This is a genomic window from Mycobacterium sp. NPDC050551 (assembly GCF_040674075.1).
Lineage (GTDB): Bacteria > Actinomycetota > Actinomycetes > Mycobacteriales > Mycobacteriaceae > Mycobacterium.
In genome coordinates, this window is sequence record NZ_JBFARC010000006.1 from 48,564 (window position 1) to 74,406 (window position 25,843).

A 25,843-nucleotide genomic window follows, 5' to 3' on the forward strand; every position below is an offset into this window, starting at 1 on the left:
AACCGGAGCCGCGGGTGTGCACTTGGCGGCATGACACGCACACACGCGCGGTTCGTCGGGTTCGCCGCGACACTCGCCGCACTGGCGATGACGCCCGCATGCTCGACGGAGACGCCGCCGACGGCGCCGGGCACGGTCACCGTCACCACCACGGTCGCCGCGCCGACGAGCACCGCGCCGACCGTCACACAGACCGTCACGCCGCCAGCCGAGCCGACGGCGCAGCCGGCCGGGGACTGCGCCGTCAGCCCGCAGAACTGGCCGGTGCCCCACGACGAGCCCTACGGATTCGTCCCGGAGGAGTACCGCCTCTCGGTCGCGATGAGCGGCCTCGCCTCCGGCACCGTCACACCCGGCGCCCCGCCGACCGACGTCGAGGTGACGCTGTGCAACGACACCCCGGTCGACTACCCGTCGGTCGGTATCGGGCTGGTGCTGGACAACTGCAGCTGCGCGCCGGTCCCGGGCATCGCGAAGGGAACCGTCGAGCGCTACGACGCGGCGGCCGGTACCTGGGTGCCGGTGCAGAACCCGGCGGCGGGCCTCGGCATGGACCACCTCGGGCAGTTCGCCGACCTCGGGGCCTTCCCGAAGGGCAGGGCCGTCACGCTGCGGTACCGGATCGCCCTCGACGCGTCCATGACCGACGGCGAGGGCGGGATCTCCGCGACTGCGGTCACCGCCGACGGATCACTGATCCAGATCGGTGACGCGCGGCTGCCGTTCGCGGTCACGACGGGCTGATACTCGCCCTCGCCTATGGTCGAGCGGTGACGATCCCCAGCCAGATCAGCTACGACGAGGCGTTGCGGAGCCGCATCACCACGCACCTGGCCGGGCATGACCGGCGCACCGTGACCGACCCGACCAAGCGGCACGCCGCCGTCGCCGTGGTGCTCGTCGACTCCGACCTCGGCGAGGACCGGGTGGACCCGGCGCCGGTGGACGACTGGATCGCCGGGCGGCCGATGCCCGAGGCCGGCCTCGACGGCCGCATGGTCGACGTTTCGGGCGGTGCGGCGTTTCTGTTGTGCCGCAGAGCATCCCGGCTCAACACCCACGCCGCGCAGTGGGCGTTGCCCGGCGGCCGGCTGGACCCGGGCGAGACGGTGGTCGAGGCGGCGCTGCGCGAACTCGACGAAGAGGTCGGCGTCGCGCTGCCCGAGCAGAACGTGCTGGGCCTGCTCGACGACTACCCGACGCGGTCCGGTTACGTCATCACCCCGGTGGTGGTCTGGGGCGGCGGCCGGCTCGACCCCCGACCCGCCCCCGACGAGGTGGTCGCGGTGTACCGGGTGGGCCTGCACCAGCTGCAGCGCGCCGACTCGCCGCGGTTCATCACCATCCCGGAGAGCCCGCGGCCCGTCGTGCAGATCCCGTTGGGCAACGACCTGATCCACGCCCCGACCGGTGCGGTGCTGCTGCAACTGCGGTGGCTCGGCCTCGAAGGCCGCCACGATCCGGTCGACGAACTGGAGCAACCGGTGTTCGCCTGGACGTAGAGCGGGTAGACACAGCCCCATGTCGGTGCTCGTTCCCGGTGAGACGTGCTGGCGGGTGGAGCGCGCGCAGCGGTTCGCCTGCATCGTCGACGCCGCCGACTACTTCCACCACGCGAAGACGGCGATGCTGCGCGCGCGGCACCAAATCGTGTTGATCGGCTGGGACTTCGACACCAGGATGACCTTCGAGCGTGGCGGCAAACGGATCGCCGGGCCGAACGAACTCGGCGCCTTCCTGCGGTGGATCTCCCGGCGCAGGCCCGAGCTCGAGGTCCACGTGCTCAAGTCGAACCTCAACATGTTCCCTGCGCTGCAAGGCATCTGGCAGGGCATGACCCCGGTGGTGGTGAAGAACTGGTTCAGCAACGAGCGGCTGCAGTTCGCCATCGACGGTGCCCACCCCACCGGTTCGGTCCATCACCAGAAGATCCTCGTCATCGACGACGCGATCGCCTTCTGCGGCGGCATCGACTTCACCCTCGACCGCTGGGACACCCCGGATCACGAGCACAACAGCCGGTTCCGCCGCGCGGCGGGCCGCACCTACGGCCCTCGCCACGAGGTCGCCGTCGCTGTCGACGGCGACGCCGCGCAGGCGCTCGGCGAGCTGGCCCGCGACCGCTGGCGCGCGGCCACCGGACGGCGCCTGGAACCCGTGCACGCCGCGCACAGGACGTGGCCGCGCAGCCTCGATCCCACCCTGACCGATGTCGACGTCGGGATCGCCCGCACGCTGCCCGCGCTGGAGAACCAGACCGAGGTGCGCGAGGTGGAGGCGCTGAACCTGGAGGCGATCGGGGGGGCCCGGGACACCATCTATCTGGAGAACCAGTACCTCGCCTCCCGGACACTCGTCGAGGCGCTCGCCGCCCGGTTGCGCGAGGCCGACGGTCCGGACGTCGTCGTCGTGATGCCCAGGCACTCGGAGAGCCGGCTGGAGCAGACGTCGATGGACAGCGCCAGGCAGCGGCTGCTGCACGTGCTCTGGTCGGCCGACGAGTACGGCCGGTTCGGCGTGTACTGGCCGGTGACCGACGGCGGCGCCCCGGTGTACGTGCACGCGAAGGTGATGGTGATCGACGACCGGCTGCTGCGCGTCGGGTCGTCGAATCTCAACAACCGGTCGATGGGATTCGACAGCGAGTGCGACGTGGCCATCGAGGCCGGCGCAGAGGCGGCCGACGGCAGCGATCAGGACGACGTCCGCGCGACCATCGTCGCGGTGCGGCACCGGCTGATCAGCGAGCACCTCGGGGTGTCGGCCGGCGAGTTCGAACGGACGCTGACCCGCCGCGGATCGTTCCTGCAGGCGGTCGAGGAGCTGCGCGGGCACGGCAGGACGCTGCGGGTGTTCACCGAGGAGACGGTGGCCAAGGAGGCGGGGCCGCTCGCCGAGAACGACCTGATGGATCCCGACCGCGTGCCGGACTCGCTGACCCGCAGCGTGCAGCGGTTCTTCACCGGGTTGAGCGAGTGACCTCGCGGTTCCGGTTACGCACCAGGGTGACGGCGAACGGCACTGCCACCGCCCCCATCAGCAGCCCTCCGGTGACCGCGGAGCCCGGCAGGCCGAAGAACACCGCGTGCGCGAGCACCGAGGAGAAGTACACCCACAGGTACAGCGCCGCCGCCGGGCCCGAGGGGCGTTCCTCGCGGCGCAGCAGCGCGTGCAGTGCCGCCACCACCAGCGCCGACACCAGCAGCCAGCCCGCGTAGTTGGTCAGCGGTATGCCCGGGACCAGCGGCAGCCCGGGCTCCGGGCGGAACCAGGTCCAGTGGCCGGCGTCGACCATCTGCGGGTCGAGGAACACATCCCACACCGTCAGGGCCACCGCACCCACTGCGACGACGGCCGGGCCGCGCACCGCGAGCGTCCGTGCCACCACCAGCGCGGGCCAGGCCATCATCACCCAGGCCATCGGCACCACCAGCGGCACACCGAGCATTTCGGCGCCGAGGGTTCCGGTGTAGGCGTAGGGCCCGAACGGCCAGCCGGTGGCCACCCCGACCGCCTCCGCCAGCAGCCCGCCACCGCCCGCGACCGCGATCAGCAACGCAGCCCCGGCGGCGCCGTGCAGCCGCGCGACGTCGGCGACGGCAGCGAGGAAGAAGACCATCACACTGCCGACCGTGACCTCGGTGCGCCACATCTCGGGGGTCAACGGGTAGGCGATCTGCACGAGGACAGCGGCGGCGACGAGCGCCCACACCAGGCGGTCTGCGGGTATCCGCACCCGCGCTCCGAGCAGGGGGCCGGCCAACGCCACGCAATACCTCCGCTGGTCGACGGTTCCGTAGAGTTTGCAGGTGCCCGCTGCGCGCCCGCCCAAAACTCTACGGGCACTCGTCGCCGCCGGATCGGCGCTGGCCGCGGCGGGGACCGCGCATGCGCTGGTCAACCGGCGGCTGCTGCGGCGCCCGCCGGACGTGCCGCCGGAGGTGTCCGCCCCGGTGTCGGTGCTGGTTCCGGCCCGCGACGAGGCGCACCGGATCGCGCCGACGATCCGCTCGCTGCTCGCCCAGCGGCGCCTTGCCGACGCCGAGATCCTGGTGCTCGACGACGGCTCCACCGACGGCACCGCCGACCTGGCGCGGCGGCTGGCCGGGTCCGACCCGCGGTTGCGGGTGCTGACCGGCGCGGCGCCGCCGCCCGGATTCCTGGGTAAACCGCACGCGTGCGCGCAACTGGCGGCCGCGGCCCGCGGCGAGATCCTGGTGTACGTCGACGCGGACGTGGTGCTCGCCCCGCATGCCGTCGCGGCCGCGGTGGCGATGCTGCGGGGGCCGCGGCCGCTGGACCTGGTGAGCCCGTGGCCGCGACAGGTCGCGGCGGGCGTGGCGGGCCGGCTGGTGCAGCCGCTGCTGGCGTGGTCCTGGCTGACCACCCTGCCGCTGCGGATCGCCGAGCGGTCCGCGCGGCCGTCGATGGCTGCGGCCAACGGGCAGTTCTTGCTGGTCGAGGCCGCCGCGCTGACCCGGGCGGGCGGCTGGCAGGCGGTGTCGGGCGCCGTCCTCGACGACATCGGGCTGGCCCGTGCGGTGCGCTGCACCGGCGGCCGGACCGGCATCGCCGACGGGTCGGCGCTGGCCACCTGCCACATGTACGCCACCGGACGCGAACTGCGCGAGGGCTACCGCAAGTCGCTGTGGGCGGCCTTCGGGTCACCGGCGGGAGCCGTCGCCGTCGCGGCGGCCCTGAGCGTGGTGTACGTCCTTCCCGCGGCCGCCGCGCTGACCGGGTCGCGCACCGGGGCGCTCGGCTACGGCGCCGCGGTCGCCGGACGCGCCCTGGCGGCGCGGTGGGGCGGTGGACCGGTGGACGCATTCGCCCATCCGCTGTCGGTGCTCGCCCTGCTGGGATTGCTGGCGTCGTCCTGGGCCGGCCGGGTGACGGGATCGCTGAGCTGGAAGGGCCGACCGGTATGAGCCGCATCGTCGTCGTCGGCGCCGGTCTGGGCGGACTGGCCGCCGCCGCCCGCCTCGCCGCGGCGGGGCACCGCGTCACGGTGTTCGAGAGCGCCCCGACCGTCGGCGGCAAGCTCGGCGTCGTGTCACGCGAGGGCTTCACCTTCGACACCGGCCCGTCGCTGCTCACCGTGCCCGACGTGCTCGAGCAGCTGTTCGCCGACACCGGCGGACCGGCCGACCTGCCGCTGACCCGCGTCGACCCGGCATGCGCGTACACGTTCGCCGACGGCACCACCCTTGCGCTGCCGCACGCCGCGGCCGACGTGCCCGCCGCATTCGATCGCGCCCTCGGCCAGGGTGCGGGGGAATCGTGGCGGCGGCTGCACGAGCGGTCGCGGCGGCTGTGGGAACTGGTCGGCGAGCCGGTGCTGCGCCGGCCGATCTCGGTGCCCGCGCTGGCCCGGATGAGTGCACGGCCGGCGGATCTACGGGCGGTGGCGCCGTGGTGGACGATCGACGGCCTCGGCCGCCGCATGCTGCCCGATCCGCGAATGCGGATGTGGCTCAACAGGTATGCCACCTACTCCGGGTCCGACCCGCGCCGCACGCCCGCGGTGCTCGGGGTGACGGCGTTCGTAGAGCAGGAGTTCGGCGCCTGGTATGTGCCCGGCGGGCTGCGCCGCATCGTCGACGCCGTCGAGAAGCGCTGCGGTGACCTCGGCGTCGAGATCCGCACCGGGACATCGGTCGACGAGGTGCTGGTGTCCGGCGGCCGGGTCCGCGGCGTGCGGGCCGCAGGGGCCGAGGTGGCCGCCGACATCGTGGTGAGCAACGCCGACGCGACGGTGCTGTACGACCGTCTGCTGCCGTCGGGCACCGCCACGGCCATGCGGCGGCGGGTGCGTCGGCACACCCGGTCGATGGCCGGATTCGTGCTGCTGCTCGGACTTTCGGGCCGACGGCCGGGAGCCGCGCACCGGGTCTACTTCCCGCGCGACTACGACGCGGAGTTCGACGCCATCTTCGGCCGCGTGCCGCAACCGGTCACCGACCCCACGGTGTACGTGCACGCCCCCGACGACCCCGCGCTACGCCCGGACGACGAGTCGGAGGGCTGGTTCGTCCTGGTCAACGCGCCCGCCCACGACCCGGGCCGGGGCGTCGACTGGGACGAGCCGGGCCTGCGCGAGCGCTACGCCGACCGCGTGCTCGACGTGCTGGCCGATCGCGGCGCCGACGTGCGCGATCGCATCCGGTTCGTCGAGGCGTCGACGCCTGCCGATCTGGAGCGCCGCACCGGCGCACCGGGTGGGGCGATCTACGGCTCGGCGTCGCACGGCCCGCGGGCGGCGCTGCGGCGGCCGGCCAACCGCGGCCCGCTGCCCGGGCTCTACCTCGTCGGCGGATCCGCGCACCCCGGCGGCGGCATCCCCCTGGTGCTGATGTCGGCCGAGATCGTCGCCGGCCTCATCGGGCGGGCGGGAACTCCGGCGGCATCGACCGCCGCACCCCGACCGTCAACTGGGCGAGCCCGACCACTCCGACGGCGGTCCACGTGACGGCCATCAGCAGGCCCCACCCCCAGCCGGGCGGCGGTACGCCTGCGGGGAACGCGGCGGCGCCCGCCGCCGCCAGCCCGACGACGATCAGCCGGGTCGGCCGTTCGGCGACGGTGACGGTCCCGACGCCGGGCATGCCGACGGCCTGCGCGCGCGCCCGCAGGTATTCGAGCAGGAACACCAGCGCCAGCGCCGCCGCCACCCACGCCGGCGGGGCGCCGAGCGCCAGCAGCACGCCGCCGAGCAGCAGATCGCCGAGGCGGTCGGCCATCGCGTCGACCACCGCGCCGAGCGGGCGGGCCCGGCCGGTGCGCAGCGCGACCGCGCCGTCGAGCCCGTCGAGCACCCCCGCGGCCGCGATCAGCGGCACGGCCACGGCGGGCCAGCCGGGGCCCGCGACAGCCGCCAGCGCAGCGCCGAGCGCGAGCACCCCGGTCACCGACAGCACGTCGGGCGGGATGCGGAGCACCGGACCGGCGGCCAGCGCGCGGACCATCCGCAACCAGCCTCGCACCACCGGAGACGGCCGCACCCCGTCGTGGCGTGCCGACCAGCCCTCGTCGTCGGCGGGGTCCTGCGGCCTCATGACGCCAGCCTGCCAGGGCGCGCGATGAGCCGGCTGCGCGACTTCGGGTCGGGGGTACGCAAGACCTTCCCGGGCAGCGACCTCGCCCTGTGGGCGGCCGGCGCCACCTACTTCGGGGTGATCGGCCTCGTCCCGCTGGCGCTGGCGTCACTGTGGGCGGTCGGCGGGCTCGTCGGCCACGACACCGTCACCGCCGCGATGGAGGACGCGATCGGCGGGCTGCCCGGCGGGCACGGGACGCCGGAGGCGCTGCGCACGCTGACGTCCGTCGCGCTGTCGATGTCATGGCTGCAGGCGCTGGTCGTGCTCTTCCCCGCCAGCCTCTACGGCGAGGGGCTGCGCCGGGCGTTCGTGCAGATGTCGGCCGCACGGGACACGCTGACGGGCTGGCGCGGCCGGGCGGGCCTGCTCGCGGTCGCGGCGGTCGCGCCGTTCCTGGTGCTCGCCGTGCTGGCCTCGGCCCGCTACGTCGGCCCGCTCTACGCCGCCGAGGGCTGGTCACTGGTGTGGGGTGTGGTGGTCGCGTTCCACATCGTCTGGGTCACGGTGTCGACCGCGCTGGTCGGGGTGTTCGGCCTGATCGGCCCCGGCCGGATCGGCCTGCGGGCGTTGCTGATCGGCGCGTTCAGCACCGGGGCGATCCTGGCCGGCTTCCTGCAGGGATTCGTGCTGTTCCTGGCGATCCCGATCGAGTGGTCGGCGCCGTTCGGCGGGCTGCCGATCGTCGGCGCCGTCTCCGCCCTCGCGCTGTGGCTCTACCTCGTGCACATCCTGGTGCTGTGCGGGTTCCGGGCCACGGTGGTGCTCGACGAGACGCTGCGCGCCCGGTGAGTCATTCGGGCCAGCCGTTGTCCAGCACGATGTCGACGAAGTCGTCACGGACGAACGTGTCGTCGTAGCGGGCGAGCACGTCGGCGTTCATGGTGCCGAACGTCGTCTCGGGGCGGTGCCGCATGCCCTCGGTGAACGCATGCAGGATCCGGCGCTTGAAGTCGGGCCGCGGGTGAGCCGCGGTGACGGCGGCCAGCGCATCTTCGGACAGGTCGTCGCGGCCGATGCCCACCACGTCGGTCTCCACGCCGGCGATCACCAGCGCGGTCTCCGGGTCGAGGAACTCCGGGACGCCCGGGGTGGTGTGCAGCGCGATACCGAGCCACACCTTGCGGGCGGCGGCCTCGTCGACGCCGTGCTGCAGCAGGAAGTCCCGTGCCGCGTCGGCGCCGTCCACCTCGAAGCGCAGCCGCGAGGAGGTGCGGTACCGCTCGGTGAGCCCGAGGTCGTGAAACATCGCGCCGACGTAGAGCAGTTCGAGATCGGGTTCGAGGCCGCGGCGGCGGCCGTGCAGGGCGCCGAACAGGAACACCCGGCGGGAGTGGTGGAACAGCAGGTCGTCCTCCGCCTCGCGGATGACGTCGGTGGCGGCGCGCACCAGCGGGGTGTCGGGAATCTCGATGCCCGCGACGGTCGACGGGCCGGTGAGTGAATTGGTCATGACTCCAGGCTGCGCCCGGCAGAACCCATCGTGCCGTGGCGCAACTGCCGTCTTCCCCACAGAAACGGACACCGGGGTCACACTGGGTGCGTGGCCCAACTCGACGTCGTGCTGGTGGTGTTCGACGGGGTCAAGCTGCTGGACGCGGCGGGACCCGCGGAGGTGTTCGCGGAGGCGAATCGCTTCGGCGCGGACTACCGGCTGCACTTCGCCTCGGTGGACGGCTGCGACGTGACCACCTCGATCGGCACCAGACTCGCTGTGTCCGAACAACTCTCGTCGATCAAGGGAGCCGACACCGTATTGGTGGCCGGTGGCGACGAGCTGGTCGGCCGGCCCATCGACCCGCTGCTGGTCGACGCGGTCGGTGCGGTGGCCGCCAGGACGCGGCGGCTGGCCTCGATCTGCACGGGTGCGTTCATCCTCGCCAGGGCCGGCGTGCTCGACGGCAGGCGCGCGACCACACACTGGCGCCACACCCGCCGCCTCGCCAGGGCCTACCCGGCCGTCACCGTGGAACCGGACGCGATCTTCGTCCAGGACGGCGACGTGTACACCTCCGCCGGGGTGTCGGCGGGCATCGACCTCGCGCTGGCGCTGGTGGAGCAGGACCATGGCAGCGACCTGGTGCGGGAGGTGGCGCGATCGCTGGTGGTCTACCTCAAGCGGGCGGGCGGCCAGTCGCAGTTCTCGGTACTCGTCGACGCCGACTCGGGGTCGACGTCGGCGCTGCGGGTGGTCACCGACGCGATCAAGGCCGACCCGGGCGGGGACCACAGCGTGGGCAGGCTGGCCGCCACGGCGTCGTTGAGCACGCGGCAGCTGACCCGGCTGTTCCACGCCGAACTGGGGACGACGCCCGCGCGCTACGTCGAGAGCGTCCGCGTCGACATCGCCCGGGCCGCGCTCGACGCAGGCCACAGCGTCGCCGACAGTGCGCGACTGGGCGGGTTCGGCAGCACGGAGACGTTCCGCCGGGTGTTCGTCGGCACCCTCGGTGTCTCCCCGAAGGCCTACCGGGACCGGTTCCGGACCGCCGAACCGGCCTGAGCGCCACCGGTACGGGACAATCGGGACATGCCGGTGCGACAGCAGCCCCTCGGTCTGAGGGCGCGCAAGAAGATCCGGACCCGCGCCGCCATCCGGCGGGAGGCCTTCCGGCTGATCGAGGAGCAGGGCTTCGGCAACACCACCGTCGAGCAGATCGCCGATGCCGCCGAGGTCTCGGCGAGCACCTTCTTCCGGTACTTCCCCACCAAAGAGGCGGTGCTGCTCTCCGACGACCAGATCGCCCCCATCGTCGCGGCCTTCGTCGACGCCCCGGCCGACCTCGCGCCGGTCGCCGCGTACCGGTATGCGGTCGACGCGGTGTTCGGTGCGATGACGGCCGACGAACGCGACGACGCCATCGCAGGCCAGCGGCTGATGTACACGGTGCCCGAGGCCCGCGGACTGGTCTACACCGAGTACGTGCGGCTCATCGGGCTGATCACCGACGCCCTGGCCCTTCGGATGGGGCCGGACGTGGACGCCTTCGAGCGGCGGGTGATCGCCGGAGCGATCGTCGGGGTGCTCATCGCGACGTCCGACAACGAGCCGATGCCCGATGACCCGCTCTCGCGGGCACTGGAACTGCTCGACGCCAAGACCGACGCGGGCGCCCGCCCCTAGCGCGCCGCCCGGTTCCGGGCGGGGGAGTGGGGCGCCGGGCGGACGCCGTGGGCCAGGCCGTTGGCGGCGTGCAGTCCGGCCACGAAGTCGAGCAGCGGCCGCACCGTGCGGAATCGGTCCCTGCGAGAGGGTGCTTTGTACAACATCTTTCGATCGTGAACCGTCGCGCACGCCGATGACAGTGGCACTGAAGCCACACTTCGTTAACATAGTGACATGCACTCGGTGGCGGTCCTGGCCTACGACGGCATGTCGGGCTTCGAGTCCGGCATGGCCGCCGAGATCTTCGGCATGACCGAACTCTCCGAGCCGTTCTCCGCAGGCATCGAGCGGCCCTGGTACTCGATGAAGCTGTGCACCGCCACACCGGAGATCCGGATGCTGGGCGGCGCCACCGTGCGGTCCCCGCACGGACTCGACGGGCTGGCCGCCGCCGACACCGTGATCATCCCGAGCGTGCGCGACGTCACCGATCCCGCGTCGCCCGAACTCGTCGAGGCGATCGGCGCGGCCCACGCCCGCGGCGCGCGGCTGGTGTCGATCTGCTCGGGCGCATTCGCCCTCGCCGCGGCCGGTGTGCTGGACGGCCGCTCGGCCACCACGCACTGGATCTACGTCGACCAGCTCGCGCAGCGCCATCCCGCGGTCGACGTCGACCCCGCGCCGCTCTACGTCGACGGCGGCGACGTGCTCACCAGCGCGGGCTGCGCGGCCGGCCTCGACCTCTGCCTGCACATCGTCCGGACCGACCGCGGCGCACGGGTGGCCAACGACGTGGCCCGCCGGCTGGTGATCTCGCCGCACCGCGCCGGCGGGCAGGCCCAGTACATCGAGACGCCGGTGCCGGAACCGGCCACCGACGGCCGCATCGCCGCCGGAATGGCCTGGGCGCTGGAGCATCTCGACTCACCCATCACCCTCGACGAGCTGGCCGCCCGCTCGGCCTTGTCGCGGCGCAGCTACCTGCGGCAGTTCACCAAGGCGACCGGCACCACGCCGATCAGGTGGCTGATCGAGCAGCGCATCCAGGCCAGCCTGGCGCTGTTGGAGTCGTCGTCGCTGTCGATCGAGCAGATCGCCGCACGGGTGGGCTTCGAGTCGGCCGTCACCTTCCGGCACCACTTCGTGCGGCAGCTGCGGACCACGCCGAGCGACTACCGCGGCGCCTTCACCGGTCAACCGCGATTCGACGGCGGTGCTGCCGGGTACAGGACGGTTCGCGGGAGAAGCGGCTGATCGGCCCGCAGGCACAGCCGGTCCGGCCCTAATGTGGTCCCCGGCGTCGTCCTCACCCGAGGACCACGTGCAGACGGCGGAGAGGACGTGCGGTGGTCGCTGAGCACACGCCGCCGGACTCCGCCGAGGCGGCGATCTTCACCGTCGACAAGGTCGTCGGCCGGGACCTCGCCAGGGTGAACTGGGCGGCGACCCCACTCGGGGTGCCCGCGCAGTGGCCGCAGAGCCTGCTGACCGCCGTGAGCATCCTGCTGTCCTCGCGCTTCCCGATGTGGATGGCGTGGGGACCGGAGCTGACGTTCTTCTGCAACGACGCCTACCGCCGCGACACCCTGGGCCGGAAGTACCCGTGGGCGCTCGGCAGGCCCGCCAACGAGGTGTGGTCGGAGATATGGCCGGACATCGGCCCCCGCATCCAGCGGGTGCTCTCGACGGGCGAGGCGACCTGGGACGTCGCGCTGCTGCTGTTCCTGGAGCGGGCGGGCTACCGCGAGGAGACCTATCACACGTTCTCCTACAGCCCGCTGCGCGACGACGACGGGGACGTGGTCGGCATGCTGTGCGTGGTCAGCGAGGACACCGAACGGGTGATCGGCGAACGGCGGATGGCCACGCTGCGCGACCTCGGCTCCGACACCAGTGTGGTGCGCTCCGAGCGGCAGATGCTGAACTTCGCCGCCACCCAGCTCGAACGCAACCTCAGCGATCTCCCGTTCAGCCTGACCTACCTGTTCGGCGACGACGGTGCGGCGCGGCTGGTGGGCGCCAGCGGTGTGCCCGCCGGCCATCCGGCCGCACCGGAGGTGCTGGCGGCCGACGGGTTCGGGGTGTGGCCGATCGACGAGCCCGCCCTCGGCCGGTCGGTGCTGATGAATCTGGACTCCGAGTCGCTGACCCTGCCGACCGGCACCTGGACCGAGCCGCCCGCACAGGCGCTGGTGGTGCCGCTGCAGCAGCAGGGCGACGCCCCGCTCGGATTCCTGGTGGCCGGGCTGAACCGGCACCGCAGGCTCGACGAGAGCTACCGCGGCTTCGTCGAACTGGTTGCCGGGCACGTGGCCGCAGGCGTCGGCAGCGCGCGCAGCTACCAGTCCCAGCAGCGCAGGGCCGAGGAGCTCGCGGAGCTCGACCGGGCCAAGACGACGTTCTTCTCCAACATCAGCCACGAGTTCCGCACACCGCTGACGCTGATCCTCGGGCCGGTCAACGACCTACGCGGGCGCACCTCGGATTTCGACGACCAGACCCGCGACGAGCTGGAGCTGGTGCACCGCAACGGACTACGGCTGGCCAAGCTCGTCAACACGCTGCTCGACTTCTCCCGCATCCAGGCCGGCCGGATGCGGGCGCATTTCGAACCGGTCGACCTCGGCGTCGTCACCGCCGAGCTGGCCAGCGTCTTCCGGTCGGCCGTCGACCGCGCAGGCCTGGCGTTCCACGTGGACTGCCCGGCGCTGCCCGAGGACGTCTACATCGACCGCGACATGTGGGAGAAGGTGGTGCTCAACCTGCTCTCCAATGCGCTGAAGTTCACCTTCGACGGCGCGATCTCGATCCGGGTGAGCGCCGACGACGCCGGCGCGGTGGTCACGGTCACCGACACCGGCACCGGCATCCCGGAGGCCGAGATGCCGCGCCTGTTCGAACGGTTCCACCGCATCGAGAACGCCAGGGCGCGTTCCACCGAGGGCAGCGGAATCGGGCTGGCCCTGGTCAAGGAGCTCGTCGGGCTGCACGACGGCACCATCACCGCCGACAGCACCGAGGGCGCGGGCACCACCTTCACCGTCCGGTTGCCGTTCGGGGCGGCGCACCTGCCGGTGGCCGACCTGATCTCGCCCGACGCCGCGCGGCCCGCGTCGGGCATCGCCGACCCGTACGTGCAGGAGGCGCTGCGCTGGCTGCCCGGCGGAGCGGATTCCGAGGCGGCCCGCGTCGGGACGGGCATGCCCGTGGCCGTCCCGTCCTCCGGCCCCCCTGCGCGCGTGCTGGTGGCCGACGACAACGCCGACATGCGCGAATACCTGACCAGCCTGCTGCATTCGGCCGGCTACGAGGTCAGCACCGTCATCGACGGCCGCGAGGCACTGGAGGCGGTCCGTTCGGAGCCGCCGGACCTGCTGATCAGCGATGTCATGATGCCGCGGCTCGACGGGCTCGAGCTGCTCGCCGCCCTGCGCGGCGACCAGCGAACGGCCGCCCTTCCTGTGCTGTTGCTGTCGGCGCGGGCCGGCCAGGAGGCCTCCATCGAAGGCCTGCAGGCCGGCGCCGACGACTACCTGGTCAAGCCGTTCGCCGCCGCGGAGTTGCTCGCCCGGGTGCGCGCCAACGTGGAGATGGCGCGGTTGCGCAACCACCACGCCGACTGGCGGTCGGCGTTGATCGACTCGCTGCAGGAGGCGTTCTTCGTCTGCGACGAGAACGGGGCCTTCGTCGAGGTCAACTCGGCGTTCGCCGACATCCTCGGCTACGGCGCCGACGGGCTGCCCTACGAACCCGTGCAGCCGTGGTGGCCCGACGCCGACACCGACCCTGAGGCGCACCGCCAGAGCGCCGAGGTGCTCGAGGCGCTGCTGAACCAGACGCACGGCAACCACAAGATCCCGGTGAACCACCGTGACGGCCACCGGCTCTGGATCACCGTGAGTTTCAACCAGGCCGAGGACCCCGACAGCGGCCGGCGGGTGATGGTCGGCACCATCCGCGACGTCACCGCCGAGCACTATGCGGTGCAGCGCGAGACCGCGCTGGCCGCGCTGAATCAGGAACTTTCCCAGGTCGACACGTTCGACCAGGCGATACGGGCGGCCGCCGAGGTGCTGCGCGGCGTCTGGCACGCCCGCCGGGTGCTCGCGCTCATCTTCCCGGCGCGGCGCGAGGTCCGGGAGACCGCGGGCCCGCCGGCCCTGGTGTGTGCGGGCGAGCCAGCGGAATGGACGGAACTGCCTGCCGCGCACAGGGATTCGATCCTGGCTCTCTGCGACGCGGAGACGCTGAACATCAGCACGTCGGAACCCGGCACCGTCGGCATCGCGCTGCGCAACCCGCGTGGACTGCTCGTCGTCTGGATCGAGCTGTCGGAGGACCGGCCGTTCACGCGGCAGGACCACACCCTGCTGACGGTGCTCGCCGGCCGGCTCTCCCAGGGGTTGCAGCGGGTGCACCAGTTCGACACGCAGCGGGAGACCGCGCTGGCCCTGCAGCACGCGATGCTCGGTCCGTCCCGGCTGCCCGGCGGGTTCACCGTGCGCTACCACCCGGCGAGCAGTCCGCTGCAGGTCGGCGGCGATTGGTACGACGTCGTCAACCTCGACGACGGCCGGGTGGCGATGATCGTCGGCGACTGCGTCGGGCACGGGCTGGCGGCCGCCACGGTGATGGGACAGCTGCGCAGCGCCTGCCGGGCACTGCTGCTCGACGAGCCGAGCCCGGCGGCGGCGCTGGCGAAACTCGACCGCTTCGCTGCCAGGCTGCCGGGGGCACGCTGCACCACCGCGTTCTGCGCGGTGCTCGAACCCGGGACCGGTGAGCTGGTGTACTCCAGCGCCGGCCACCCGCCGCCCGTGATGGCGCAGGCCGACGGCGAGCTGACGATCCTCGACGACGGCCGTGGCTTCCCGCTGGCGGTGCGCCCCGGCGAGCCCCGCCCGGAGGTGCGCCGGACGATACCGGCGCGCGCCACCCTGCTGCTCTACACCGACGGCCTGGTGGAACGGCGCCGGGTGTCGCTGGACCAGGGCATCGCCCGGGCCGCCGAGGTGGTTCAGCAGGGGCGTCCGGCGCCGCTGGAGGAGCTGGCCGACGAGATCATGGACCGGCTCACCCCGGTCGACGGCTATCAGGACGACGTCGCGCTGCTGCTGTACCGGCAGCCCGGTCCGCTGGAGATGGAGTTCCCCGCCGAGGTGGGGCAACTCGCGCACACCCGCACCGCGATGCGCGAGTGGCTGGATCGCGCAGGCGTGGCGCCGGAGCAGGCATACGACACGCTCATCGCGACGGGCGAGGCGGTGGCCAACGCGATCGAACACGGCCACCGCGACCGGCCGCACGGCACCGTGACGCTGAGTGCCACCGTCCTGGTCGACCGGCTGAGGGTGCGGGTGGTCGACACCGGCGCGTGGCGGCCGCCGCGGGCGGTCGCCGACGTCAGCAGGGGCCGGGGGATCACCCTGATGAAGGGCTTGATGGACGATTTCGCGATCGACAGCGACGAGGCAGGTACCACGGTTAATCTGTCGACGAGGATCATGTGATGGCCACCCCACTGAGTCTGGACACCCAGCGGATCGACGGCACCGTCGTGTTGACCGCTGCCGGGGAGATCGACCTGAGCAATGTCGAGGAATTCAGCCAGGGCCTGACCGGTGCCGCGCAGACCGCGGGCGCGGGAGCGGTGACCGTCGACCTCAGCGCCGTCCGCTACGTCGACAGCGCCGCCATCAACGCCCTGTTCACCATCGCCGATGTGTCGGACCGGCTGCGCTTGATCGTGCATCCCCTGCTGATGCGGGTGCTCGACATCAGCGGGCTGACCCAGCTCGCGACCGTCGAGGCAGCCCGGGTGGACGGCGCGGGTTAGGTTCCGCCGCGGTGTGACGACCGCGATATTGTTAGGGCACTAACTAAGCGGGTACGATCTAGTCGTGCCCCCATCCACCACCGCGGAGATCGATCCGCTCGCCCTCGAGCAGCAGGTGTGCTTCGCGCTCGCGGTGACCAACCGTGCCGTGCTCGGGGTGTACCGGCCGCTGCTGGAACCCCTGGGGCTGACCCACCCGCAGTACCTGGTGATGCTTGCGCTGTGGGATCACCGCAAGGCGGCCGCCGCGGACGACCCGCCGCTGTCGGTGAAGCAGATCGCCTCGGCGCTGCAGCTGGATTCGGCCACGCTGTCGCCGATGCTCAAGCGGCTGGAAGCACTCGGGTTCATCTCCCGCACCCGTAGCGCCGCCGATGAGCGGTCCACCCACATCGCGCTGACCGAGGCGGGGGCCGCCCTGCGCACCCGTGCACTCGAGATCCCGCCCGCCGTCGTCGCGCGGCTCGGAGTCGACCTCGCCGAACTCGAGGAACTGCGCCGGGTGCTGACCCGGATCAACGCCGCCGCCGTCGCGGCGGGCGCCCTCACCCCCTGACCACCGACCACCACCAGGAGCCACCATGGCCACCACCGAACCCACACTGTGGCAGCGCATTCCCTACGCCTACGGACGCCGCCTGCCGGACGCGATGCGCGCCTGGGTCGCCGAGGACCTGGCCGGGCAGGGCGCGGTGCGCCGGCACATGATCCGGATGGCGATCCCGCCGTTCCTCGTGCTCGCACCGTTCTGGCTGTTGCCCACGTCGTTCTACGTGCGGCTGGAGATGACCGCGCCGATCTTCATCTGGGCGGTGCTGATGTCGCTCGCGCTGAACAAGGTCTGGCGACGGCACCGGCTGGCGCAGCACGGGATCGACCCGAATCTGGTCGACCAGCTCAAGCGGCGCAGGGACGCGCACATCCATGAGGACTACGCACGCCGGTTCGGGCCACGCCCGGAGGAAGCGAAGTGGCAGTCCAACAGCAGTCCGTTCTGACCTCCGCTTCACGGAGGGATGCAGGCGCCGGCCGCCGGTAGGCTGCGGGCGCCCATGTTCATCGTCATCCTGACCGCCGTCCTGGCCCTGATGCATCTGTACCTGTGGAAGCGGCTGATCAGGGACACCACCCGGCCGGGGCGGGTGCGATGGGCGCTCACGGCCGCCCTGGTGGTCTGCGCACTGCTGCTGGTCGCCGCACTGGTGGTACCGCGGACCTTCGGGGTGACGAGCCTCGGCAGGTTCGCGTGGCCGGGCTTCCTGTGGTTCGGCCTCGCCGCCTACCTGTTCCTGACGTCGCTCGTGCTCGAACCCGTCCGGCTGCTGCTGCGCGGCTGGGTCCGGCGCGGCGCGACGGAGGCTGCCGAGGCTGCCGAGCCCGAAGCCGCCGAGCCGTCGTCGCCGGTGAACCGCAGGCTCTTCCTCGCCAGGGCCGGCGCCGTCGCCGCCGGAGCCGCATCCGTGAGCCTGGTCGGTGTCGGCGCCACCCGGGCGCTCGGCCCGCCGGACGTCCTGGCTGTGCCGGTGCGCCTGCGCCGCCTCGACCCCGCGTTCACCGGCTTCCGCATCGCGGTGGTGTCCGACATCCACCTCGGCCCGCTGGCCGGCCGCCGCCACACCGAGCGCATCGTCGAGACCATCAACGCAGCCGAGCCGGATCTGGTGGCGATCGTGGGCGACCTGGTGGACGGCAGCGTCGCCGAACTCGGCTCGGCGGCCGAACCGCTGCGCGATCTGGCGTCGCGCGAGGGCACGTTCTTCGTGACCGGCAACCACGAGTACTTCGTCGACGAGCCGGCCCAGTGGCTCACCGAGCTGGACCGGCTCGGCGTGCACGTGCTGCGCAACGAGAACACCCCGATCCGCCGCGGGGCGGCGGCCTTCGACCTGGCCGGGATCAACGACCTCGCCGGCAGGTCACGCTCCGACCCGCCCGACTTCGACCGCACACTCGCCGGCGTCGGCGAGGCCAGGCCGACGGTGCTGCTCGCGCACCAGCCGATCATGGTCGGCGAGGCCGCCGCCCGCGGCGTCGACCTGCAGCTGTCGGGCCACACGCACGGCGGGCAGATGTGGCCGTTCCACTACGTGGTGCGGCTCGTGCAACCCTCGCTGGCCGGGCTGTCCACCGTCGACGACACCCAGCTGTACGTGTCGCGGGGCGCGGGGTTCTGGGGGCCGCCGGTCCGGGTGGGCGCGCCGCCGGACGTCACGGTCCTCTCGCTGAGCCCGCAGGCCTGATCCGCCGTCACACTTCCCGCGGCGCATTCGGGTCCGCGACGCTGAGCGACCGCCTAGCATGCATCGATGCCATCAACGACGACGCGGCCGGGCATCTGCCGGATCTGCTCCGCGCACTGCGGCGTGCTCGCGACGGTCACCGACGGGCGGCTCACCAAGGTCACCGGCGATCCGGACAACCCGATGTTCAAGGGCTACAGCTGCGCCAAGGGCCGTGCGCTGCCCGAGATCCACAACAACCCCGCCCGGCTGCTGCACAGCCGCAAGCGCAGGCCCGACGGTGAGTACGAGCCGGTCGAGTCCGGCGTCGCGATGGACGAGATCGCCGCCCGGCTGCAGGCGCTGATCCAGGCGCACGGACCCCGGTCGGTGGCGCTGTACCTGGGGACCAACGGGCTGCCCTACCCCGCCTCGGCGCTGATGGGCAACGCCTTCATCCGGGCGATCGAATCGCCGATGTTCTTCACCGCCAACACCATCGACCAGCCCGGCAAGCAGATCGCGCTGGCCGCCCACGGCCACTGGCTCGGCGGTGACGTCGATTTCGGCGAGGCCGACAGCTGGCTGCTGATCGGCACCAATCCGCTGGTGTCCAAGGCGATCGGGATCCCGGGCCAGAATCCGGCGCAGAATCTCAAGGCCGCCGTCGGCCGCGGCATGAAACTCATCGTCATCGACCCGCGCCGCTCACAGACGGCCGCGCGTGCGGCGATCCACATCCAGCCCCGACCAGGCACCGACGCGGTGATCGTCGCGGGCATCATCAACATCATCATCAACGAAAAGCTCTGCGACTGGGACTTTCTCACCGAGAACGTCGACGGCTTCGAGGCGCTGGCCGAGGCGGTGTCCGGGTTCACCCCGGCCTACGTCGCCGACCGCGCGGACATCCCGGAGCAGCAACTCGTCGACGCGGCAAGGATGTTCGCGACACACGGCACGCGCGGCGGCATGGTCAACGCGGGCACCGGCGCGAACTTCGCGATGCACGGCAGTGTGCTCGAGTATCTCTGCCTGTGCCTGACGACGATCTGCGGGCGCTGGCAGCGGGCAGGCGAACGGGTGACGCGGCCGAACACCCTGTTGCCGGCCTTCACCGCGAAGGCTCAGCCGCATCCGCCCTACGAGGGCTGGGGCTACGGCGAGCGGCTGCGGGTGCGCGGGCTGACCGACACCGTGGCGGGGATGCCGACGGCCGCACTGGCCGACGAGATCCTGCTGGAGGGTGAGGGGCAGGTCAAGGCGCTGATCTGCATCGGCGGCAACCCGATGGCGGCGTGGCCGGATCAGCGGAAGACCTTGCGGGCGCTCGAGGGACTCGACCTGCTGGTCACCCTGGACACCGAGATGTCGTTGACGTCGCGGCTGGCCGACTACGTCATCGCTCCGCGCATGCAGATGGAGACGCCGGCGATGACGATGGGCAGCGAGCTCATCAAGTACTACGCCAGCGGAACCGGCATCCCGGCGGCCTATGGGCAGTACGTGCCGCGGCTGATTGATCCGCCCGCCGGCTCGGACCTCATCGAGGAGTGGCAGTTCTTCCTCGGCCTGGCTCAGCGGATGGGGCTGGACATGTGGTTCGTGAACTTCTTCGGAGGAGGCGGCGGCCGGTTCATGGAGTCGCCGCCGATCGTGCTGAACATGAACGGCGACACCCGGCTCACCACCGAGGAACTGTTCGAGCAAATGTGCGCGACATCGCGCATCCCGTTCGACGAGGTGCGCAGCCATCCGCACGGAAAGATCTTCGACGTCGACGCGGTGGTGGCGCCCCGCGACGCCGACTGCACCGCCAGGCTCGACATCGGCAACGGCCAGCTGCTCGCCGAACTCGTCGCCATCCGAGCCGAGGAATCCCTTGCTGCGCAGCATGACCCGACATTCCCGTTCCGCCTCATCCCGCGGCGGCACGGCAACTTCATGAACTCCTCCGGCACCAATCTCGCCGCCCTGCACCGCGGCAAACCCTACAACCCCACCTACATGCATCCCGAGGCGATGGCGGCGCTCGGGCTTCTGACCGGGGCCCTGGTCACCGTGACGTCGCCGCACGACAGCATCCCCAGCGTCGTCGAGGCCGACGACTCGCTGCGTCCCGACGTCGTCGCCATGCATCACGCCTTCGGCGGACTGCCCGCCGAGGACGACGAGGTCCGAGACCGCGGCAGCAACGTCGGCCGCCTGGTGCCCACCGATGTGGAGTACGACGCGATCACCGGCCTGCCGCGGCAGGGCAACATCCCGGTCAGCGTGACGCCACGCACCTGAGCTGTTGTCAGGCAGCGCGTGTCATCGTCACCGGTTTCGCGCGTCTGCCGGGCGGTGGTGGCGCGGTGGAATGGTGGGTGGCACCGGTGGGGGTGGTGAAGGCGGCGGTGTGGGTGCCGTCGATCTCGGTGGTGGTGACCTGCCAGCCGTCGGCTTCTTTGGTGTAGTTGCAGGCCGCGCATTCGCCGAGGCCGTTGAGTGCGCTGGTGGGTCCGCCGTGGTGGTGGGGCTGGGCGTGGTCGTGGTGGCGGATCGGGGCGTCGCAGTACGGCGTGCGGCAGGTCTGGTCGCGTAGGTCGATGAACGTCGCGAGTGCTTTGGGGAAGCAGCGGGATCGGGACTCCATCGCCACCAACGCATTACTTCGCGGGTGCCGGTAGAGCCGGCGCAGGGTGGCCTCGGACCGTTTGTCGGCGACGGCGTCGTGGACCATTCGGCGGGCGACGGGAGCGGGGATCGGTCCGTGGCCCTGCAAGTGCGCGGGTTCGGTGTCGCCGCCGAGCAGGGTCTGATCGGAGATCACCAGGTTGACCGCGACCGGCGCCGCGACGTCGGCGGGGGTGCCGGTGATGCGTTCGACGAGGGTGTCGGCCATGACCTGTCCGCGGGAGCGGTCGTCGAAGGTGGTGTCGGCGGCGCGTTTCAACGCGGCGTAGACACCGACTCCTTGGGCGACGGGCAGCAGCGCGGTCACGTAGGTCATGGTGTCGGGGGCGGGGCGGATGGTCACGGTGCGTTCGGTGACCGCCTTGGTGGCGCGGTCGACCACTGCGCGAGCATCCAACCGGTAGGCGATTTTCTTGGCTTCGGCTTCGATCCGTGCGTCGCCGAGACCCTCGAGCGCGCGGATGTCCCGGCACATCTCGTTGTCGAGTGCGCGGCGGTCTTCGACGGACAGGCAGGCCGATTCCCGCACGATGAGGGTGGCCCGCCACTCGGAGAGTGCCCCGCACTCCAGTGCGCGCAGGGTGTGGGGCATTTCGTGGACCAGGGCGCGGGCGAATCCGAGGTGCCGCCCACCCTGGTTGGGTGACGCCCGCCGGGCGAGGGCGACTTCGCCCGCCAGGCCCCGACCTCGCTTGGCGGCGGGCACTCCGGCCGCGGCTTCGGCGGCGCGACGCATCTGGTCCAGTTCTGCGGCCACCTTGGCCTGTCCGGCCGCTGCGGCGGCTTTCGCCGATTCGAGTTCGGTCAGGCGTGTGATCAACCGGGCCTCGTCGGCGCCGTTCGGCACGATAGCCAGCTCTTCGAACATGCGTGCGAGTCTATCGGCAACCACCGACAAGCCGAGCTGCTTCGTCCACGGCCTGATATCGGCCGCCTAACGATTGAGTCATCCTTCGATGTCGGCCCTCGCGCAACGGGAGTCGCCGTGGTCAGGTGGACGGTGATGACCGCTACCCGTTCCGCGTTGCGCCGCCCGGCCCTGGCCGCGGCGGCGGTCCTCGCGCTGGTGTTCGCCGGCGCCGACCAGCTGGCGACGGCCGCGCCGTCTTCCGACGCACAGGGCTTCGTCGACTCCACCGCGCGGTGCGCCGCGCCTGACACGGCAGTCGCCTTCGGCCGGACCGACAGCTCGCGGATCGCGATCTGCGAGAGCCCGGACGGTGAACTCGAATACCGCGGCGTGCGGGTGCGCGACGGCGCCAAGCTGATCCTGTCCGCGACCCGGTCGGGCGACGACTTCGTCGCCGAGAGCGGCGACGCCGCCTACACCGTCTCGCGCTCGGCGCTGATGGTCAGCATCGAGGAGAAGATCGTCCGCGACGAACCGATGGTGGAGTACCACGGCCCGGACTCGGCCGAAGCCGAGCCGTCGCCCACCCCGTCGAAGCCCCTGCCCCCGCCGCTGCCCGCCGAGGTCGGCGGCAGCAGCTAGGCCGCACGGCCGCCGCCCCGCCCTGACGCGGGCGTCGATCTTGAATTAGGTGCTCACTGTCCGCCGTGGGCGACCTATAGTCGTCTGGGCAACTCGTGTGGGGGTGAGAGCGTGAACAGCGATCCGCAGGATCCAGGGACTCCGGGACCCGATCCCGCCGGTCAGAGTGGCTCGGGTGCGGACCCGACGCCGCCCACCGTCGGCTCGGCGGCCGGGCAGCCGCCCGAGGTTCCGCCGCCACCACCGCCCACCCGCGGCGTCATCCGGACGCAGGAGCCGGGCATGACGCGGCCCCGCCAGCCCACCGTTGCCGAGGCCCGCGCCCGCGACAAGGCGAAGAAGGCCCGCGAAGCGGCGGAACGGTTCGCCGCCGAGCAAGCCGAGAAGCAGGCCGAGAAGGCACGTAAACGCCGCAAGGCGCTGATGGGCACCGCGGCGGTGGTCGGCGTCGTCGGCGTCGTCGCCCTCGGCTACACCCTGCTCAGCGACGACGACGAAGAGGTCGCCGCCAGCTGCGTGCGCGACGGCAGCAACGAGGTGGTGCCCGACAGCTACTGCAGCTCCGGCAGCAGTTCCGGGTCGGGCGGCGTGTTCATCTACGCGGGTTCGCCGTACCGGTACTACTACGGCGGGTCCAACCGCGGCGTCGGAACGATCGCCTCCGGCGGCACCCTCGAGCTGCCCAAGGGCACCTCGGCCAAGACCAAGTCCGGCACCTCCATCAAGCGCGGTGGCTTCGGCTCATCGTCGAGTTACGGCAGTTCGGGCAGCTGAATGCGACGTGAACGACGCGCTCCCCGGCCGGACTGGGAGCAGATCGTCGCCGCCCAGGGGATGTGCTTCGGCACCCCGGCCCGCCTCGCCGACGGCAGCGCGCGCCCGTACTGGGACGAATCGGTGCACTACGTCTTCGACATGGACGAGGTGCTGTCCATCGAGGCGAGCGTCGAGGTGCTGCACTCGATGTGCCTCAACGCCGTCGAACACGTGGTGCTCACCGAGCGTTTCGCCGACTTCGGCCTGCCGGACTGGAGCTGGGAACCCATCGCCGCGTCGTGGCGGCGCAGCGATCCGCACCTCTACGGCCGCTTCGACCTGCGCTACGACGGCAGGCGTCCGCCCGTGCTGCTGGAGTACAACGCCGACACCCCCACCAGCCTGCTCGAGGCCGCGATCCTGCAGTGGCACTGGAAGACCGACGTCTACCCCGAGGGCGACCAGTGGAACTCGCTGCACGAGAAGCTGGTCGAACGGTGGGGTGAGATCCGGCCTCAATTGATGGGCGCCGAAACACATTTCACGTGGTCATCGGCCGACGAGAGCGGCGAGGACAACGTCACCCTGGCCTACATCCAGGAGTGCGCGGCCGAAGCGGGCCTGCACACCGTCGCGCTGGCCATCGAGCAGATCGGGTTCGACGAGGAGCTCAACCGCTTCGTCGACCTCGAGGAGGCGCCCATTTCGTCACTGTTCAAGCTCTACCCGTGGGAGTGGGTGCTCGACGACGACTTCGGCCGTCGGGTCGTCGAACTGCTGCCCGAGACGATGTGGGTGGAGCCGCTGTGGAAGACGCTGCTGAGCAACAAGGCGATCCTGGCGGTGCTGTGGGAGATGAACCCCGGCCATCCGAACCTGCTGCCTGCCTACCTCGACGACCCGCACGAACTCACCGAGTACGTGCGCAAGCCCAAGCTCGGCCGTGAGGGCGCCAACATCACGATCGTCGGCCCCGGCTTCGAGACCCAGACCGGCGGGGTCTACGGCGAAGAGGGCTACGTGTACCAGCTGCTCGACCCGCTGCCCGAGTTCGACGGCATGCGCCCCTGCCTGGGGACGTGGATCGTGGGCGACGAATCGGCCGGGCTGGGCATCCGCGAGACCGCGGGACTGATCACCGACGACGGCGCAGCCTTTGTGCCACATCGCATTCCACTATGACCCGAGGAGAACCCATGTTGCTGGCCGCCGAGCTCGAGCCCGGATACTGGTCGATCGTCGGCCACGGTGTCGCGGCGATCGCGCTCTACACGATCGTCGGCATCGCCCTGATGGTGCTGGGCTTCTTCATCATCGACTGGACCACCCCCGGTCCGCTGCGCACGCTGGTGCAGGCCGGCAGGCCGAACGCCGCGGTGGTCGCCGGCTCGGGTGCGCTGTCGATGGCGCTGATCGTGGTGCTGGCCATCTTCAGCTCCTCCGGGGATCTCATCGAGGGGCTGCTGCGCACACTGGTCTTCGGTCTGGTCGGCCTTGCCGCGCAGGCGCTTTCAGTGCGGTTGATTCACGTGGGCACCGGGATCGACATCGGCGACGTGCTGGCGGCCGAGGTGTACGTGCCGCAGGTGTGGGTGATCGCGGCGTCCTACTTCGCCTTCGGCATCATCATCGCTGCGGCGATTCTGTAGCAGGCTCTCCCGGCTTCGGATCCGACGGCTTCTCCTCCGCCGGTTCGGCTCTCGAGTCGAAGTGCACGCTGACGCGTTGAAAACCCTTCACCCGCTCCGCTTTCGCCTTGCGGGTGTAGGTGCGCCGGTCCGCTGAGGTGAGGTCGACGGCGTCGGTGAACGGGGTGAGCAGCGCCCGCGGGTACAACCGGTCGACGAGCACCACGTTGATCTGCGCGCACATCACCAGGCTGACCGAGAGCAGGTAGAGGAACGCCAAAAGCCCCAGCACCAGGGCGAACACACTGTTGGTGGCGCTGGACCTCGCCACCACGCTCCCGACGTAGCCGGTACCGAACGACTGCAGGAGCTGCCACAGCACCGCGGCGGTCAGCGCGCCCGGCAGCACCTGGCGGTAGGTCACATGCCGGGCCGTGGTGACCCGGAACGCCACCAGGCAGATGAACGCGTTGATCACGACGGCCGACACGATCAGGCCGGCCTTGCCCCACCAGCCGAGGGTTTCGGTGGCCCGGCCCGCCGCGGACAGCACGGTCGCGGTGATCGCCGCCGTCCCTAGCACGAGCAACAGCAGCAGGCTGCGCAGCCGCGAGCGGATCGGGTCGGGCCGGTTGTTGCGCGGCACCGCCCACACCGTGTCCATCGCGTTCTGCACGGCCTGCCCGACGCCGAGCCCACCGTAGAGGGCACCGGCGATGCCGATCACCACGGCCACCGCGCCGCCGCTGAGCTCCTCGGGTGTCTGCAGCTGACTGCCGATCACCGGCAGCTGTCCGATCGCGGACTGCACCACCTGCTGCTGCAGGTCGGGCTGTCCGACCAGCAGCACACCGACCGCCGTGGTGAGCAACAGCAGCAGCGGGAACATCGACACGAACGCGTAGTAGGTGATCAGCGCGGCGAGGTAGCCACCCTGGTCGTCGATGTACTTGTAGACCACCGCGATCGCGAAACCGACAGCGCGGTTGCGCTGCTGCAGTCTGTCGAGCCAGCCCACCATGTACGGACTCCC

General features: G+C 71.5%; 25 protein-coding genes. 19 read left to right on the plus strand and 6 right to left on the minus strand.

What is annotated here, in order from left to right:
* Positions 1–30 precede the first annotated feature (30 nt).
* From AB0K11_RS22420 to AB0K11_RS22430, 3 genes are read left to right on the plus strand one after another with little or no spacing between them, the layout of a single operon-like run.
* A complete protein-coding gene (locus AB0K11_RS22420) occupies positions 31–744 on the plus strand; it encodes a hypothetical protein (RefSeq protein ID WP_364982056.1) in 714 nt (237 codons plus the stop codon).
* A 26-nt stretch (positions 745–770) separates the two neighbouring features.
* A complete protein-coding gene (locus AB0K11_RS22425; protein WP_364982059.1) occupies positions 771–1,502 on the plus strand; it encodes a CoA pyrophosphatase in 732 nt (243 codons plus the stop codon).
* Positions 1,503–1,521: 19 nt separating this feature from the next.
* Entirely contained in the window at positions 1,522–2,979 is a 1,458-nt protein-coding gene (locus AB0K11_RS22430) for a phospholipase D-like domain-containing protein (protein WP_364982062.1), read from the plus strand.
* Here AB0K11_RS22430 and AB0K11_RS22435 read toward each other — a convergent pair.
* Complete coding sequence (locus AB0K11_RS22435; RefSeq protein ID WP_364982065.1) at positions 2,960–3,769, minus strand: carotenoid biosynthesis protein; 810 nt, start codon at positions 3,767–3,769, stop codon at positions 2,960–2,962. The genes AB0K11_RS22430 and AB0K11_RS22435 overlap by 20 nt on opposite strands.
* A 40-nt stretch (positions 3,770–3,809) precedes the next feature.
* On the opposite strand from AB0K11_RS22435, the gene AB0K11_RS22440 reads away from it, so the two are divergent.
* Together AB0K11_RS22440 and crtI are read left to right on the plus strand one after the other, a co-directional pair.
* The gene (locus tag AB0K11_RS22440) at positions 3,810–4,928 is read left to right on the plus strand and encodes a glycosyltransferase family 2 protein (protein WP_364982068.1); all 1,119 of its coding nucleotides are present in this window, start codon (positions 3,810–3,812) and stop codon (positions 4,926–4,928) included.
* Positions 4,925–6,469, plus strand: coding sequence for a phytoene desaturase family protein (crtI, locus tag AB0K11_RS22445; RefSeq protein WP_364982071.1), 1,545 nt, complete (start codon positions 4,925–4,927; stop codon positions 6,467–6,469). Before AB0K11_RS22440 ends, crtI begins: the two co-directional genes overlap by 4 nt.
* Here crtI and AB0K11_RS22450 read toward each other — a convergent pair.
* On the minus strand, positions 6,378–7,055 hold the full coding sequence (locus AB0K11_RS22450; protein WP_364982074.1) for a CDP-alcohol phosphatidyltransferase family protein: 678 nt from the start codon (positions 7,053–7,055) through the stop codon (positions 6,378–6,380). The genes crtI and AB0K11_RS22450 overlap by 92 nt on opposite strands.
* A gap of 24 nt (positions 7,056–7,079) precedes the next feature.
* Here AB0K11_RS22450 and AB0K11_RS22455 point away from each other — a divergent pair, with 24 nt between their 5' ends.
* On the plus strand, positions 7,080–7,886 hold the full coding sequence (locus AB0K11_RS22455) for a YhjD/YihY/BrkB family envelope integrity protein (protein WP_364982077.1): 807 nt from the start codon (positions 7,080–7,082) through the stop codon (positions 7,884–7,886).
* A gap of 1 nt (position 7,887) precedes the next feature.
* Here the strand turns inward: AB0K11_RS22455 and AB0K11_RS22460 are convergent, their stop codons facing one another.
* Complete coding sequence (locus AB0K11_RS22460; protein ID WP_364982080.1) at positions 7,888–8,547, minus strand: HD domain-containing protein; 660 nt, start codon at positions 8,545–8,547, stop codon at positions 7,888–7,890.
* 90 nt (positions 8,548–8,637) lie between these two features.
* On the opposite strand from AB0K11_RS22460, the gene AB0K11_RS22465 reads away from it, so the two are divergent.
* Together AB0K11_RS22465 and AB0K11_RS22470 are read left to right on the plus strand one after the other, a co-directional pair.
* Complete coding sequence (locus AB0K11_RS22465; RefSeq protein ID WP_364982083.1) at positions 8,638–9,597, plus strand: GlxA family transcriptional regulator; 960 nt, start codon at positions 8,638–8,640, stop codon at positions 9,595–9,597.
* Between the two features lie 27 nt (positions 9,598–9,624).
* On the plus strand, positions 9,625–10,218 hold the full coding sequence (locus AB0K11_RS22470; RefSeq protein WP_364982086.1) for a TetR family transcriptional regulator: 594 nt from the start codon (positions 9,625–9,627) through the stop codon (positions 10,216–10,218).
* Here the strand turns inward: AB0K11_RS22470 and AB0K11_RS22475 are convergent.
* Positions 10,215–10,364 (minus strand): hypothetical protein, encoded by a 150-nt coding sequence (locus tag AB0K11_RS22475; protein WP_364982089.1) that lies wholly within the window; start codon positions 10,362–10,364, stop codon positions 10,215–10,217. The two genes, AB0K11_RS22470 and AB0K11_RS22475, sit on opposite strands and share 4 nt — an antisense overlap.
* A 70-nt stretch (positions 10,365–10,434) precedes the next feature.
* Here AB0K11_RS22475 and AB0K11_RS22480 point away from each other — a divergent pair, with 70 nt between their 5' ends.
* The 7 genes from AB0K11_RS22480 to AB0K11_RS22510 all read left to right on the plus strand — a co-directional run bounded on the left by AB0K11_RS22480 (position 10,435) and on the right by AB0K11_RS22510 (position 20,547).
* Positions 10,435–11,454: a helix-turn-helix domain-containing protein gene (locus tag AB0K11_RS22480; RefSeq protein WP_364982092.1), complete on the plus strand. Its 1,020-nt coding sequence runs from the start codon at positions 10,435–10,437 to the stop codon at positions 11,452–11,454.
* Between the two features lie 92 nt (positions 11,455–11,546).
* Entirely contained in the window at positions 11,547–15,710 is a 4,164-nt protein-coding gene (locus AB0K11_RS22485; protein WP_364982095.1) for a SpoIIE family protein phosphatase, read from the plus strand.
* Positions 15,710–16,036, plus strand: coding sequence for an STAS domain-containing protein (locus tag AB0K11_RS22490; RefSeq protein ID WP_364982098.1), 327 nt, complete (start codon positions 15,710–15,712; stop codon positions 16,034–16,036). Before AB0K11_RS22485 ends, AB0K11_RS22490 begins: the two co-directional genes overlap by 1 nt.
* A 64-nt stretch (positions 16,037–16,100) precedes the next feature.
* Positions 16,101–16,592, plus strand: a complete 492-nt coding sequence (locus AB0K11_RS22495) for a MarR family transcriptional regulator (protein WP_364982100.1) — start codon at positions 16,101–16,103, stop codon at positions 16,590–16,592.
* A 25-nt stretch (positions 16,593–16,617) separates the two neighbouring features.
* On the plus strand, positions 16,618–17,034 hold the full coding sequence (locus AB0K11_RS22500) for a DUF5313 domain-containing protein (RefSeq protein WP_364982103.1): 417 nt from the start codon (positions 16,618–16,620) through the stop codon (positions 17,032–17,034).
* Positions 17,035–17,088: 54 nt separating this feature from the next.
* Positions 17,089–18,276, plus strand: coding sequence for a metallophosphoesterase (locus AB0K11_RS22505; protein WP_364982106.1), 1,188 nt, complete (start codon positions 17,089–17,091; stop codon positions 18,274–18,276).
* Positions 18,277–18,342: 66 nt separating this feature from the next.
* Complete coding sequence (locus AB0K11_RS22510) at positions 18,343–20,547, plus strand: molybdopterin-dependent oxidoreductase (protein ID WP_364982109.1); 2,205 nt, start codon at positions 18,343–18,345, stop codon at positions 20,545–20,547.
* Between the two features lie 7 nt (positions 20,548–20,554).
* Here the strand turns inward: AB0K11_RS22510 and AB0K11_RS22515 are convergent, their stop codons facing one another.
* Positions 20,555–21,802: a DUF222 domain-containing protein gene (locus tag AB0K11_RS22515; protein ID WP_364982112.1), complete on the minus strand. Its 1,248-nt coding sequence runs from the start codon at positions 21,800–21,802 to the stop codon at positions 20,555–20,557.
* A 135-nt stretch (positions 21,803–21,937) separates the two neighbouring features.
* Here AB0K11_RS22515 and AB0K11_RS22520 point away from each other — a divergent pair, with 135 nt between their 5' ends.
* The 4 genes from AB0K11_RS22520 (at position 21,938) to AB0K11_RS22535 (ending at position 24,831) form a co-directional block, all read left to right on the plus strand.
* Positions 21,938–22,426, plus strand: coding sequence for a hypothetical protein (locus AB0K11_RS22520; protein ID WP_364982115.1), 489 nt, complete (start codon positions 21,938–21,940; stop codon positions 22,424–22,426).
* A gap of 261 nt (positions 22,427–22,687) precedes the next feature.
* Positions 22,688–23,200 carry a hypothetical protein gene (locus tag AB0K11_RS22525; RefSeq protein ID WP_308214653.1) on the plus strand — a complete coding sequence of 171 codons (513 nt, stop codon included), beginning with the start codon at positions 22,688–22,690 and terminating at the stop codon, positions 23,198–23,200.
* Positions 23,201–24,364: a glutathionylspermidine synthase family protein gene (locus AB0K11_RS22530; RefSeq protein WP_364982118.1), complete on the plus strand. Its 1,164-nt coding sequence runs from the start codon at positions 23,201–23,203 to the stop codon at positions 24,362–24,364. It abuts the gene before it with no gap.
* Between the two features lie 14 nt (positions 24,365–24,378).
* Positions 24,379–24,831, plus strand: a complete 453-nt coding sequence (locus tag AB0K11_RS22535) for a DUF350 domain-containing protein (RefSeq protein WP_364982121.1) — start codon at positions 24,379–24,381, stop codon at positions 24,829–24,831.
* Here AB0K11_RS22535 and AB0K11_RS22540 read toward each other — a convergent pair.
* Positions 24,809–25,831, minus strand: a complete 1,023-nt coding sequence (locus AB0K11_RS22540; RefSeq protein WP_364982124.1) for a YihY/virulence factor BrkB family protein — start codon at positions 25,829–25,831, stop codon at positions 24,809–24,811. The genes AB0K11_RS22535 and AB0K11_RS22540 overlap by 23 nt on opposite strands.
* Positions 25,832–25,843 lie beyond the last annotated feature (12 nt).